Below are 12,931 nucleotides of genomic sequence, written 5' to 3'. Positions count from 1 at the left end.
CAATGTCTGCTGGTAAAGGCGAATCAGCCGAGGTCGCCACCTCCTACCGGCAAGGTCACGCCGGTGATATAGGAGGCCTCGTCAGAAGCCAGGAACAGGATCGCGCCCGCTTGCTCGTCGATGCTGCCGTAACGCTTCATCGGGCTGCTATCAAGGGTCTGGTCGACAATCTGCTGGTACCACACGCGCTCCTGCTCGCTCTGGGGCTGGGTATTGCGCGGGATGCGGCGCGGCGGGGCCTCGGTGCCGCCGGGTGCCGTGGCATTGACGCGAATCCCGCTGCCGGCGGTCTCCAGGGCCAGGCAGGCGGTCAGGGCATTGACCCCGCCCTTGGCTGCGCCATACGGCACCCGATTGACCCCGCGCGTGGCAACCGAAGACACATTGACGATGGCGCCGCTGCCCTGCTCCAGCATGTAGGGCAGCACGCAATGGCAGCACCACAGCGTGGGGAACAGCGAACGGCGCACCTCGGCTTCGATCTGCGCCTGGGTGTAGTACTCGAAGGGCTTGGCCCAGATAGTCCCGCCAACATTGTTGACGAGGATATCGATGCGCCCGAAACGCACCTTGGCAGCGGCCATCACCTGGGCACACTCGGCGTGCTGCTCCAGGTCGGCGATCAAGGTCAGCACCCGTGCGTGCTGCAGTTCGTGCACAAGTTCCGAGCGATCGACTGCAACCACCCAGGCCCCCTCTTCCAGCAAACGCTCAACAACGCGCCGGCCGATGCCCTGGGCGCCGCCGGTGACCAGCGCAACCTTGCGGTCAAAACGTGGGTTCATGCTGATTTCCTCAGGCCGCATCAGAGCTGGCGACAACGTTGGGGGTGAATTTCTCGTAATGGAAACTGGCAGGGCTCAGCCCCAGGCTCTTGAAGTGCTGGCGCACCGCATCGACCATCGGCGGCGGCCCACACAGGTAAACGTCGATATCGCCGCCGTTGAGCACCTCGCTGGCCATATGCTGGGTGACATAGCCCTGGCGCAGGTGCGTGCTCTGCGGGTCGGCCACGCAGGTAACGACAGTGAGGTCGGGCAGCCGCCCGGCGAAGGCCTCCAGGGCCTCGACCAACACCAGGTCCTGATCCCGTGTCACCCCATAGATCAGGGTAATCGGCCGGGTTTCCCCACGCTGGGCCAGCACTTCCAGCATCGACAGAAACGGCGCCAGGCCGGTGCCGCCCGCCAACAACAACAGTGGCCGCACTACCTCACGCAAGTAAAAACTCCCCAACGGCCCGGTGATCGGCACGCTGTCGCCCGGCTGGGCACGCTCCAGCCAGCCGCTCATCAACCCGCCCGGCACATGTTTGATCAGAAAACTGGCGTGGGTCTCACCAGGGCGGCTGCTGAAGGAATAGGAGCGCGTCTGCCCACTGTCGGGCACGCCGATGTTCACATACTGGCCAGGCAGGAACAGCGGAGCCTGATCCAATTGGAAACTCACTTCCAATGCGGCATCGGCATGGCGAGTCATGCCAAGCAACGTCGCGGCAAACGACGTGGTGCCGGTCTTGCAGGCGCTCGATGGCACCGGTACGGCAATCACACAATCGGAGTGCGGCACCATCTGGCAGGTCAGCACCTGGCGTTCCTGGGCTTCGTCCGCACTCAGGGCGTCTTCGATATAGTCGTCGCCCAAGTCATAGGCGCCGGTTTCACAGCGGCATTTGCAAGTGCCGCAGACACCGTCCGAACAGTCCATGGGCAGGTTGATACGTTGGCGGAAAGCGGCATCGAGTACCTTCTCCCCCACCTTGCAGTCGATAAAACGGGTTACCCCATCCTCGAAGCTCAGGGCAATGGCATATGTCATGGCGGTGTCCTCAGATGTGGTAGATGTCGATCACCTGGTGGATGTAATCGTTTTTCAGCACCACCTTTTTGCGCGTGATCAGCGGCTGCTCGCCGCGTATATCCAGGTCATAGAAGGAGGTGCCGAAATAGCTGTCGGTGGTCTTGTAGCGGTGGCTGAGGGTGTGCCAGTTGAAACGCAGCGCCACCTGGGGCCCATCGTCGGCCAGCACTTCGAGGTTGCTGAGCAGGTGCACGGTACGCGGCTCGGGCGTGCTGGCGCTGGAGCGTTCGGTCTTGATCCGGAAGATGCGGTCTTCCAGGCCGTCCCGGCTGGGGTAGTAGATCAGCGAGATTTCGCTTTGCGGGTCTTCGGTGAGGGTGTCGTGGTCATCCCAGGCGGGCATCCAGAACTCCACCTTGGGCGAGTAGCACGCCAGCCATTCATCCCACTGGCGGTCATCCAACAGGCGTGCTTCGCGGTAGAGAAAGTCCAGCAGGCGTTCACGGGGCAGGCTCATGGCTGCACCTCCCGGTCGCTGGCAATCAGGCCTTGCTGTTCGCGTTCGATCGCCCGTTGCAGGCTGGCGGCCCAATGGGCGTGCTGGCGCACGAACAAGCCCTCGTCTTCGGTCTTCACCCCGCTCAGTTGCGGGTGCATGCCCATGGCCCGGGCATTCTCGTCAGCGCCTTCAACCCACTGTTTGGCGCCACGGCTGAGGTCATTCCACAAGGTGGTCGCGCCCTGGTAGCCGGTCTGACAGGCACGGAACTCTTCCAGGTCATCCGGAGTGCCCATGCCGCTGACGTTAAAGAAGTCTTCGTACTGGCGGATCCGCGTCGCCCGCTCCTCGGCACTTTCGCCAATCGGCGCCATGCAATAGATCGTCACTTCAGTCTTGTCCACCGCCAAAGGCCGCACCACACGGATCTGGGTGGAGAACTGGTCCATCAGGTACACATTGGGGTAAAGGCACAGGTTGCGGGTCTGATCGACGATAAAGTCGGCGCGTTCCTGGCCCAGGCGTTCGGCCAGTGCCGTGCGGTGGGCGTGCACCGGACGCACCTCGGGGTTGAGCAGGTGCGTCCACAGCAGGATGTGCCCGTGCTCGAAGGCGTAGACCCCGCCCAGGCTTTTCGACCAGCCATTGGCGTCGACGGTCCGCGTGCCTTGCGCCTCATAATTGCGCCGGCTCATGGTCGCCGAGTAGTTCCAGTGCACGGAGCTGACGTGATAGCCGTCGGCACCATTTTCGATCTGCAGCTTCCAGTTGCCGTCATAGACATAGGATGAACTGCCGCGCAGCACCTCCAGGCCCAGGGGCGCCTGGTCGACCATCTGGTCGATGATGACCCGCGTCTCGCCCAGGTAATCGCTCAGTTGCGGCACCGCCTCGCTGAGGCTGCCGAACAGGAACCCCCGGTAGTTTTCGAAGCGCGCCAGGCGCTTGAGGTCGTGGGAGCCGTCACAGTCGAAGCTGTCCGGGTAGGCCCCGGTCTTTCCATCCTTGACCTTGAGCAGCTTGCCGGCGTTGCTGAATGTCCAGCCGTGGAATGGGCAGGTGAACGAGCCCTTGTTGCCCTGTTTGCGCCGGCACAACATGGCGCCACGATGGGCACAGGCGTTGACCAGCCCATGCAGGGCGCCATGTTTGTCACGGGTGATGACCACCGGCTGGCGGCCAATCCAGGTGGTGTAGTAGTCATTGATGTCGGGCACCTGGCTTTCATGAGCCAGGTAGATCCAACCCCCTTCGAAGATGTGCTTGATCTCCAGGGCGAACAGGTCGGGGTCGGTAAAAATGTCGCGGCGGCAACGGAACACCCCGGTGGCGGGATCTTCCTGAACGGACTCGCGCAGTTGCACAGCGAGGCGGTCGAGTGTACTGGTCATGGGGCAGGCCCTCCGTTGTTCTTGTATCAGGCGCCCTCACCGTACGTGCTCGTCCCGCTCCTCAATATCCGCTTCCTGCAATTCATTATCCGGCTGGCGCAAGCCGCTTATCGATGGCGCTTCCAGGTCTGCGAAGGCAATTCGCCAAAGCGCTTGCGGTAGGCCTCGGAGAAACGTCCCAAGTGCATGAAGCCGTGGTCCAGCGCCACTTCCGTCACGCTGCGCGCGGTGGTCAGTTGCAAGCGCGCATGCACCCGCTCCAACTTGCGCCGGCGCACATAATCACGGGGCGACAGGCCCACCTGGCGCTCGAACAGGCTATAGAGCGAACGCTCGCTGACCTTGGCCACGGCCATCAGCTGTTCGATGCTGATGTCCTCGCCCAGATGCGCCTCGATAAACTCACGCACGGCCTCGAAACCACCACCCTGGCCTTCCTGGGGGACCACCCGCAACACGTTGCTGGTCAGCAGCGCCAACAGTTTATTGGCCACGATCCGCTCATACAGCCCTTGCACTTGCGGCTCGGCGGCGTTTTCCGCCTCATGGCAGATCAGCCCGAGCAATTGCAGGAAGCCGTCCATTTCACTCAGTGCATGGCGCGCAGCCGCAAAACGAATACCCGGCTGTGGCAGCGTCCACTGCTGCGCCAGGCAGGCGTTTTCCAGCAAGCGCACCGGCAACTTGATGATGAATTTCTCGCAGTCGGCGGAATAGGTCAGGTCCACCGGGTCATCCGGATTGATCAGCAGGATCTCCCCCGGCCCGAAGATATGCTCCTCACCCCGTGAGTTGGAACGGCAATGCCCGGTCAGCAGGATCTGCAAGTGATAGATCGTTTCCAGCGCCACCGACGTAACCTGTACCGGCGCGCCATAGCTGATACGGCACAAGTCCAGGCTGGAAAAGGTCCGGTGGCTGATACTCGCCATGGGCCGGCCCTTGGGCGGCAGGCGGATACAGTGGCTGCCGACATGCTGGTTGACATAATCCGACACGGCATAAGCATCGGCACCCTGGAAAATCTGGCTGCGCTCACTCAATAGCACGGTCATGGTGCGCCTCTTTATAGTTATTGGCCTCAGGCTGAGGCGTGGCGTAATGGCCGTCCAATATGGATAAGGTCTACAGGGATACCCAGTAGGTATGGTGAACTTGTTGCGCTTCGATAACCCGCACTAGGCCGGGCATTATGCAACTCGCCACTGCCTAGATGGCGACACGTCTTGATACGTGTTCGCCGGTTTGAGCGAAACAAATGAGCACCGGCGGGTGCGGCCGAGGTGGACCGACGCGAATTTCTTGTCCCGGATCCGGATGGGTATTGGCTGCGTATTCATTGGGTGTGCTGCCAGTTTTTGTAGACAAACTCCAGGCTGTATCCATCCGGGTCCAGCACATTGGCGGCATAGTAATTGGGGTCATAGTGCAGGCGTGCGCCAGGCGCGCCGTTGTCGACCGCCCCCTGACTCATGGCCGCCGCATAGGCGGCGTCAACTTCAGCCTTGCTGTTTGCGACAAACCCAACATGTACCGCGCGCCCTTCGACAACGCCCTCGCGTAACCAGAAGAACATCCGGCCATTGGCACCGAAGCCTTTTAAGTCAGGATGCCCCGTGGGGCCGTCTTTGCCGTCGTAGTCCAGGCGCGCGGTGATACCCAACGCGGTCAGGGTGCCCTCGTAGAAACGGCTGGAGCGTGCGATATCGCTCACAGACAAAAAGAGATGATCCAACATGGCAAACGCCTCAAGTGTTCAGATGGTGTAGCCGCCGGAAACTTCGAGGGTCTGGGCATTGATCCAAGCCCCCTCCGGCGACAGAAGCATAGCGATGACCCGCGCGACGTCTTGCGGCTCACCCACCCGACCGAGTGCCGTTTGCCCCGCCAGCAGCGCTTCGAATTCGTTGTTCAGTCCACCCCCCAATTCGGTACGAATGGCGCCGGGGGATACGGCGTTGGCCCGTATACGCCGCTCGCCGAACTCTTTGGCCATGTAACGAGTGAGCACTTCGAGCCCACCCTTGAACGCTGCATAGGGTGCGACACCTGCAGTGGCGACGCGGGTAGTGGCACTGGTCAGGTTAACGATACTGGCATTTTCCGCGAACAGCGGCAGTAGTGCCTGGGTCAGGAAAAACGGGCCTTTGAGGTGCACGTTGAACAGACCATCGAACTGCGCCTGGGTGACGGTCGCCAAGGGATTGAACAGGCCGTAGCCGGCGTTATTGACCAGGCCGCTCAGCGTGGTGGCATCCCAGGTATCTCGCAAGGCCAGCACCACGGACTGTCGAAAGGCCACGAAACTCCCCAGATCAGACACGTCGAGCTTTAGCGCGACAGCCTTGCCACCGGCTCGCTCGATGCGTTCCACAACCGAAGCGGCGGCCTGGGGATTGACGTTGTAGGTCAGGATGACCCCCAGGCCACGCTGAGCAATGTGTTCGGCGGCACTGGCGCCGATTCCACGGCTGCCGCCGGTAATGACGATTACGCTCATCTGCTGTTCCTCTGTGGTTTAGGTGCGTCCACAGTACGCATCACAACCGCCTGGATCGTACCCATTCCTACTCAAAACCTGCCTGTTTCTGCTTTTTGCTTGCACGGCACTGGGTGCTGCCGTCAGCATGTCCGGCATGGACAATCAACTGAACGAACTCCGCTCCCTCGCGGCCAAGGCTGAAAATCGCCGTAGCGAGACGGGCATTCCCCGCGTGGCCATGGTTCAGGGAAAAATCCCCGAACACATGCTCGCGGCAGTCTATGACCCCATGATTAATCTGATCCTGCAAGGCAGCAAGAGCATGACCGTGGGGGATCGAACACTGCGCTATGACCCGGCGACCTATTTCGTCATGTCCATCGATCTGCCCGCTGTGGGGTCTGTACATCCGAGCGTATCGGGAGATCCTTACTTGGCAGTCAGTCTGACACTTGACCCGGCGGTGCTGTCGACGCTGTTTTGCGACCTGCCCAAACCTGTCGGCCGCATTGAGCACAGCCTTGGGTTTAGCGTCGCCTCAGTCACGGCCGACCTGATGGATGCCTGGGTACGAATGCTGCGGTTGATGGGCGACCCGGACGCCATCGCAGCCTTGGCCCCGGTCTATGAGCGAGAAATCATATTCCGTGTACTCCAGGGCCCCCATGGCTGGATGTTGCGGGAGATCGCAGCGCCGGATACGGCGATGGCCCGCGTGAACAGGGCAATCCAGTGGATCCGCCGTGACTTCGCACAACCCATTGGCGTAGAACACTTGGCAGAATGCGCATCAATGAGCGTCTCGGCATTTCACCGCCACTTCAAGGCAGTTACCAATCTGAGCCCTTTGCAGTATCAGAAACGGGTTCGCCTGCTCCAGGCCAGAACGCTGATGGTGGCCAACGCCAGGAGTGTCATGGCTGCTGCCTTCGAGGTCGGCTATGAAAGCGCGACGCAATTCAGTAGAGATTATGCACGGGTGTTTGGGCTGCCTCCCGGACAAGACGCCCGAAGGATCCTCGGTGAAACGAGGGTCGCCAACAAATGACACATTGTGTCATTTATGCTGTATTGTGTCGCTGTGTAATCGCAAAAATACGCATGAACCACCTGCCAATATTGTTTGACCACAGCGCTGACGTCCGCTGAATCTGAGGTGTACACGATGAAAATCCATTTTGTAGTGCACGAATCATTCGAAGCCCCGGGGGCATTTGAGGACTGGGTCAAGGCTCGCGATTATCAAGCCAGCTACTCCCGTGTCTACCAACAGGATGCACTGCCAACCCAAGTGCACGCGTTCGACCTTCTGGTGGTGTTGGGCGGCCCGCAGAGCCCTTCGACAACGCAGCAGCAATGCCCGCACTTCAATGCGCTTGCCGAGTGCGAACTCATCAACCAGGCCATCGCGGCTCGACGTGCGGTGGTCGGGGTTTGCCTGGGCGCGCAATTGATCGCAGAGGCCCTGGGTGCCACTTGCAGCCGCAGCCCAGAAAAGGAAATTGGCAAGTTCCCGATTCGGCTAACCGAAGAGGGCCTGGCCAATCCAAAGTTTTCGCACTTCGGGCGCGGCTTGGACGTCGGCCATTGGCACGGTGATATGCCAGGACTGCCTGAGGACGCCAGGATTCTTGCCTACAGTGAGGGCTGCCCACGCCAAATCATCGAATACAGCCCGCTGGTATACGGTTTTCAATGCCATATGGAACTCACCAAAGAGGTTGTGGAGCTGTTGATCCAGGCCTCTGAGGCGGAACTGGCGACGCTCACCGATCGGCGCTTTGTCCAACAGCCCGAGGCGCTGCGGGCTAACGATTACGATGAGATGAACCAAACGCTGTTTGCGTTCCTGGACAAGCTTGTTGCCGATTACCAGGCTGGGTAAAGATCCAGGGCTGAACTCAAACCGCCTGGCCTCAGCGCACGTTGCGGTACAGCATCAACCGCGCGCTTTCATGCAGGCCCCGGGTCAGGTCGACCAGGCGCTGGAATTCATCGGGGTTTTGCGCCGCCACGTTTTCCAGGGGGGTCGGGGAGCGCAGGTCGTGCAGGGTCGGCGCGCTGCCGTCATGCTGCATTTGCAGCAGATAGTCCTGGGTGACCCCGCCGATCAACGGGAAGGTACCTTCGCGCAAAACCAGCGGCACCACACGCTCGCCCTCCGGGGCGGGTTGCTGGATATCGCGCCCCATCGCCCCATTGTTGAACGCCACCCCCACCATCCCGGCGACCGTCGGCAGCAGGTCCGCCAACCCCACCGCCTCCTCGATCACCCTGGGCTTGAGCAGGCCCGGGGCATGAATCAGCATTGGCACATGGTTGCTTTCCAGGCCCAGTTGCTCGAAGGCCGGCGGCATATGGGGGATCTGGCTGATACGGGTGTTGTGGTCGCCAAAGAACACAAAGATCGTGTTGTCGTAGTAACCGCCCGCCTTGGCCATCTCCATCAACTTGCCGATATTGAAGTCCAGCAGGCGTACCGCGTTGTACTGTTCGACACTGCGCGAGCCGGCGGCCTGCACCTGGTCCAGGGACAGGTGGCTGCGCTTGAAACCATCATTGTCCGAAGGAATGGTGAACGGGCGATGATTGCCCGACGTCTGGACATAGGCAAAAAACGGCTGGTCCTGCGGCAGATCGCGCAGGATCCGGTCGCTTTCCTTGAACAGGTCCAGATCGGAAATGCCCCACACATCGACACGCGGTGACTGCCAGTGGCGCTCTTCATACAAGCGCACGCCGTCGATGCTCTGCTGGATCAGGGCATTGATATTCGCCCACCCGGCATTGCCGCCAATCATGTACAGCTTCTGGTAGTCGGTGAAGGCGTTGATCAGTGTGTGCTGGCGAGTGATCAGGGGGTGGCGGGTCGCCGTCTCCTGGCGTGTGACATCCGGTACGCCGGTGATACTGGCCCAGACGGTTTTTGCAGTGCCGGTGACCGGTACGTAGAAGTGTTTGAAAAACCAGCTCTGGGCCGCCAGCCGATCGAGGTTTGGCGTAGGGTCCAGCGGGTTGCCATACGCACCGACCGCACTGGTGCCGAGGGACTCCAGCATGACAAACATCACGTTCGGGGTTGCGCCAAGGCGGTACGGCTGCACCTTTTGCTCACGCTCGAACGTCAGGCTCTGTGGATCGGGGCGGTCCACCCCCAGGTAGCGGGCAACCACCGGATAATGTTCGCGCACCTGTGGCTCATCGAACTGCGCCTGCCCGGCCTTGAGCGTGTCGTAGAAAAACAGCACCGGGTTCAGGCCCAGTGCCGCGATCTTGCCGTTGCCGGAGAAAAACGCATCGCTCCAGCGCAGCGGCACCGGGTTTTGCAGGTTGAGGTTTTCGACGCGCCCAAGCAGCGCCAACAGCACGGCGATCACTCCCAGGCCGCTCCCGAATGCCAGCGACACGCGCCCAATGAAACGCGGCCTGCGCGCCAGCGTCAGTCGCTCCAGCCCTACGAAAGCGCAGAACCAGACACCCAGTACCAACAACCAGCCAAGAGCGATCCACAGTACCGGATAGGTCTGCCACACCATTTGTTGCGAGATCTGTGCATCTTCCAGATAACGCAGCACGCTAGCGTTAAGCCGCACCCCGAGGTAGGCGTAATGGCCGAAGTCGAGGATGTATACCCAGCCGACGATGCCCAGCGCCAGCAGCCAATAGCCCCGTGCCACAGTGCGCAACCACGTGACGCGTACCAGGTTCCAGCGCGGTATCCACGCCAGCACCGCCAGCGGCAGCACCAGCAGCACCGCCAGACGCAGGTCGAAACGCAAGCCGATACCCAGGGTGTCGAGCGATTGTCGGTTATCCGCTAACTGCGCAGGATCAATGCCGGAAAACCCCAGCACAAACACCAGCCGCAGCCCTGCAAACAGCAAGAACGCCAGGCCTATCGCCCCTACGCCATAGCGCAGGCGCCGTGATTGCAACCACCCCATCATTGACCTCTATGCAGTTTGACGCGCTTGAGACAGAGCGCACCGCCCGCCACCAGGCAATAGCCCACCAGCAACGGATCGATCAGGTAGTCCCAGTAGTTTTCCGACGCTTTCAGGCGCAGCGCAAAGGCCAGCGTACCCAGCCCCAGCATCCACACCGCCAAAGCATTGCGCAGCCACAACAGCCCCAAGGCGAGCAGCGCGACAAGCACAATCATCGGCCTTGGGTTGAAGCCCCAGCGATAAGGGTCGAAGTAAGTCAGGCCCATGGTGGCCGGGTACAACAACGCCGCCAGCAGTACAAACAGCACCAGCACCTGGACGCGCGCCCGTGGCGCTTGCGGCTCGACCAGCCCCAACCGCACCAGGCTTGCCCAGCCCAGCAGAACCAGGGTGCTGATCGCCAGATCATCGGTAAAACTGCGTACATACGCCGCCAGCGGCAGGCCATTGGCCGGGATGAAGCTGAGCAGCGCCAACCCCGGCAGCAGCCACGGGCGCCAGGGCTGCACGCAGCGCAGTGACCCGAGCAGGACAAAACCAAGGAGGATGAAGGTCAAATGAGCCTGCCACAGCGTCAGCATCACAGGCGCTCCGCCAGCCAGGCTTCGTTGAAGCTGACATGTTTGATAAAGGTGTTATTCCATGAGTAAACCAGGTGATACACACCGTCCTGGCCCCGGCTGAAATACGGGTACTCATACTCGAAATCACAGCCCCGAGGCTTGCACACCCGGTAATCGAGGTTGCTCAGGAAGCGTTGTTCCAACGGCAAGCGTCGCGCACCGCTGGAGGCGCGGAAGCCCGCGCCGATGATCGCCTTGTAGGCGTCGGGGGCGAAGGGTTGGCCGAGCGGATCCGGTGATTGATCCAACTCGATCACATTGCGCCAGTCATTGAGGTCTGCGTCGGTGCCATACAGGCTGAGCTTGAAGCGCCCATCACGCAGATCATTGAGCGCCACCAGCAAGCCGTTGCCGGCAGTGCCGACTGCCGCCAGGGATGAGTTGGGGTTGGCCGGTTCCAGTGGGTACGGCTCGCTCCAGGTTTGCCCGGCATCATCGGTACGGCTGGCCAGCACACGATGATGGGTATCGCCGGCATACCGCAGCATCGCCACGGCGCGGCGTTCATCCAGGGGCACGATGGTCGGCTGCAGCGAATGCTTGCCCCGGCTGATGCGGAATTTATCAATCACCGCGCCATCCGCGCTCAGGTACAGGTACTCGGAAAACTTACCCATGAGTTCGTGATAGACCGGCAAGCCAATCGAGCCATCGGCATGAAAAACCGGCGCGGCACGTACCAGGGTGCTGACATTGAAAAACGGTGACGTGATCAGTTGCCGTGGTGCCGACCAGTTGCGTCCCAGGTCCTCAGAGACCATCACATTGATCGCGCTGGTTGCCCAGCCGCCCACAGACACCGACACATAGAACATCCACAAGCGTTGATCCGGCGCGAGGGCAATCACCGGGTTGCCCAGCTTGCGGATGTAGCGCCCGGTACCATCGCGGGTCGACTCGCGGGTCGCCAATACATGCTCGGCGCCCCACTCCGTGGTCTTGGCATCGAACCGTGCGACACGGATCTGCACGTCGGCGGCGCCTTCGCGCGAGCCAGCGAACCACACGGCCATCAAGTCGCCGCCCGGCAGTGCAGTGACTGACGACGAATGCACAAAGTCATCCAGTTGGGAGGACACGAACCGGCTGTTGTAGACAGGCTCGGCACTGGCGGCCAGAGGCACGGCAGACCGCGCGAAAGGCGCCAGGACGTGGGCCGGATGACTGCGCCAGGCTGCCCAGAAGACCAGGCAGAGGGCAAGGCTGGCGAGAATGAATTTCAGGGGAAAAGACAGCACGCGCATAGTGAGCTCATGGCAAATGCAGGGTGGGGAGTGAAGACAGAACAGCGGCTTCAGTGCGCAGAATCATCCGGCAACCGACGCCGGCGACCGGTCAGCATCGATAGCGGCAAGTTGTCGCGCACCTGGAAACTTTCAAATACCGCGGCGGCGAGATGCAGGCAGACCAGTACCAGCAGGCCATCGACCGCAGTTTCGTGCACCAGCAGCGGCCAATCGGCGCCCCATAAGACATCGACCTCCTCCATGGCCCAACCGCTCAGGCCTGCCGTCAACATCGCCAGGAGCATCAAAATCATCACCAATGCGCCCAACGGCGAGTGCCCGAGACGATGCTCCGGGCGCCTGGCGCGCAGAGCGCGCACATGGGCTGCGAGCCTTGCCGGGGTCGGCCAGAAATCTGCCCAGCGCGCGCTGCGTGGCCCGACAAACCCCCACAGCAACCGGACCAGCAACCAGCCCATGGCGTAGTAGCCGAGCCAGACATGCCAATCGCCGCCGGCTTCAGTGAAGAAGTAATTGGCGACAAAGACCCCGGCGATGGACACGTGAAACAGCCTGACCACCGGGTCCCACAGTGCTATGGAGTTGCCTGGCATCAGCCCTTGATCTCGGTCTTGACCGCTTTGCCGCTGACCGGGTCGTGGTAGATCTCCACCTTGCGCTTGTCCTTGTCGAATCCATATATCTCGTAGCAGTTACCGTCGGTGATCTTGAACTTGCTGATCTCGTAGCCCTGGGCTTTCAACTGATCCTGGAACGCCTGCGGGTCTTGCCATTGCGAACGCTCAGCCGTGGTGCATTGCGGGCCGGCAAGGGCCAGGGGGCTGGCAACCATCAGGGACAACAGCAGAATTTTGCGCATGGGAATACTCTCGCTCGGTGAGGAAGGCCTCACTGTGCAAAACCAAGCTTAATGAAGTCTTAGCTGGAAATGAGTGGTTACAT

The 12,931-nt window shown here is 61.1% G+C and carries 14 protein-coding genes; 2 read left to right on the top strand and 12 right to left on the bottom strand.

Annotated elements, in window-relative coordinates; all coding sequences use genetic code 11:
• Nucleotides 1-23 precede the first annotated feature (23 nt).
• The 7 genes from HZ99_RS02830 to HZ99_RS02800 all read right to left on the bottom strand — a co-directional run bounded on the left by HZ99_RS02830 (nucleotide 24) and on the right by HZ99_RS02800 (nucleotide 6,190).
• Nucleotides 24-785 carry a 1,6-dihydroxycyclohexa-2,4-diene-1-carboxylate dehydrogenase gene (locus tag HZ99_RS02830; protein ID WP_038441224.1) on the bottom strand — a complete coding sequence of 254 codons (762 nt, stop codon included), beginning with the start codon at nucleotides 783-785 and terminating at the stop codon, nucleotides 24-26.
• A gap of 10 nt (nucleotides 786-795) precedes the next feature.
• Complete coding sequence (benC, locus tag HZ99_RS02825) at nucleotides 796-1,818, bottom strand: benzoate 1,2-dioxygenase electron transfer component BenC (RefSeq protein WP_038441223.1); 1,023 nt, start codon at nucleotides 1,816-1,818, stop codon at nucleotides 796-798.
• A 10-nt stretch (nucleotides 1,819-1,828) separates the two neighbouring features.
• Entirely contained in the window at nucleotides 1,829-2,317 is a 489-nt protein-coding gene (gene benB / locus HZ99_RS02820) for a benzoate 1,2-dioxygenase small subunit (protein WP_038441221.1), read from the bottom strand.
• The gene (locus tag HZ99_RS02815) at nucleotides 2,314-3,690 is read right to left on the bottom strand and encodes a Rieske 2Fe-2S domain-containing protein (protein ID WP_038441219.1); all 1,377 of its coding nucleotides are present in this window, start codon (nucleotides 3,688-3,690) and stop codon (nucleotides 2,314-2,316) included. Before HZ99_RS02815 ends, benB begins: the two co-directional genes overlap by 4 nt.
• Nucleotides 3,691-3,797: 107 nt before the next feature.
• Nucleotides 3,798-4,745 (bottom strand): AraC family transcriptional regulator, encoded by a 948-nt coding sequence (locus tag HZ99_RS02810; RefSeq protein WP_038441217.1) that lies wholly within the window; start codon nucleotides 4,743-4,745, stop codon nucleotides 3,798-3,800.
• A 281-nt stretch (nucleotides 4,746-5,026) separates the two neighbouring features.
• Nucleotides 5,027-5,428, bottom strand: coding sequence for a VOC family protein (locus HZ99_RS02805; RefSeq protein ID WP_038441216.1), 402 nt, complete (start codon nucleotides 5,426-5,428; stop codon nucleotides 5,027-5,029).
• 18 nt (nucleotides 5,429-5,446) lie between these two features.
• Complete coding sequence (locus tag HZ99_RS02800) at nucleotides 5,447-6,190, bottom strand: SDR family NAD(P)-dependent oxidoreductase (RefSeq protein ID WP_038441215.1); 744 nt, start codon at nucleotides 6,188-6,190, stop codon at nucleotides 5,447-5,449.
• Nucleotides 6,191-6,326: 136 nt separating this feature from the next.
• Between HZ99_RS02800 and HZ99_RS02795 the strand changes: the two genes are divergently transcribed.
• Entirely contained in the window at nucleotides 6,327-7,220 is an 894-nt protein-coding gene (locus HZ99_RS02795) for an AraC family transcriptional regulator (protein ID WP_038447807.1), read from the top strand.
• A gap of 75 nt (nucleotides 7,221-7,295) precedes the next feature.
• A complete protein-coding gene (locus HZ99_RS02790) occupies nucleotides 7,296-8,057 on the top strand; it encodes a type 1 glutamine amidotransferase (protein ID WP_235205558.1) in 762 nt (253 codons plus the stop codon).
• A 31-nt stretch (nucleotides 8,058-8,088) separates the two neighbouring features.
• Here HZ99_RS02790 and HZ99_RS02785 read toward each other — a convergent pair whose 3' ends face one another.
• From HZ99_RS02785 to HZ99_RS02765, 5 genes are read right to left on the bottom strand one after another with little or no spacing between them, the layout of a single operon-like run.
• Complete coding sequence (locus HZ99_RS02785) at nucleotides 8,089-10,116, bottom strand: LTA synthase family protein (RefSeq protein ID WP_038441213.1); 2,028 nt, start codon at nucleotides 10,114-10,116, stop codon at nucleotides 8,089-8,091.
• Entirely contained in the window at nucleotides 10,116-10,700 is a 585-nt protein-coding gene (locus HZ99_RS02780; RefSeq protein WP_038441212.1) for a hypothetical protein, read from the bottom strand. Before HZ99_RS02780 ends, HZ99_RS02785 begins: the two co-directional genes overlap by 1 nt.
• On the bottom strand, nucleotides 10,700-11,986 hold the full coding sequence (locus HZ99_RS02775) for a sialidase family protein (protein WP_038441211.1): 1,287 nt from the start codon (nucleotides 11,984-11,986) through the stop codon (nucleotides 10,700-10,702). The genes HZ99_RS02780 and HZ99_RS02775 overlap by 1 nt, the downstream gene beginning before the upstream one ends.
• Nucleotides 11,987-12,036: 50 nt before the next feature.
• A complete protein-coding gene (locus tag HZ99_RS02770; RefSeq protein ID WP_038441210.1) occupies nucleotides 12,037-12,582 on the bottom strand; it encodes a cytochrome b/b6 domain-containing protein in 546 nt (181 codons plus the stop codon).
• Nucleotides 12,582-12,848, bottom strand: a complete 267-nt coding sequence (locus HZ99_RS02765) for a PepSY domain-containing protein (protein WP_038441209.1) — start codon at nucleotides 12,846-12,848, stop codon at nucleotides 12,582-12,584. Before HZ99_RS02765 ends, HZ99_RS02770 begins: the two co-directional genes overlap by 1 nt.
• Nucleotides 12,849-12,931: the final 83 nt, after the last annotated feature.

The sequence above is a fragment of the Pseudomonas fluorescens genome (genome assembly GCF_000730425.1).
In the GTDB taxonomy this organism is placed as follows: Bacteria; Pseudomonadota; Gammaproteobacteria; order Pseudomonadales; family Pseudomonadaceae; genus Aquipseudomonas; species Aquipseudomonas fluorescens_X.
Note: the sequence above shows the minus strand (reverse complement) of the source record. Positions and strands in the feature narration are given on the sequence as shown.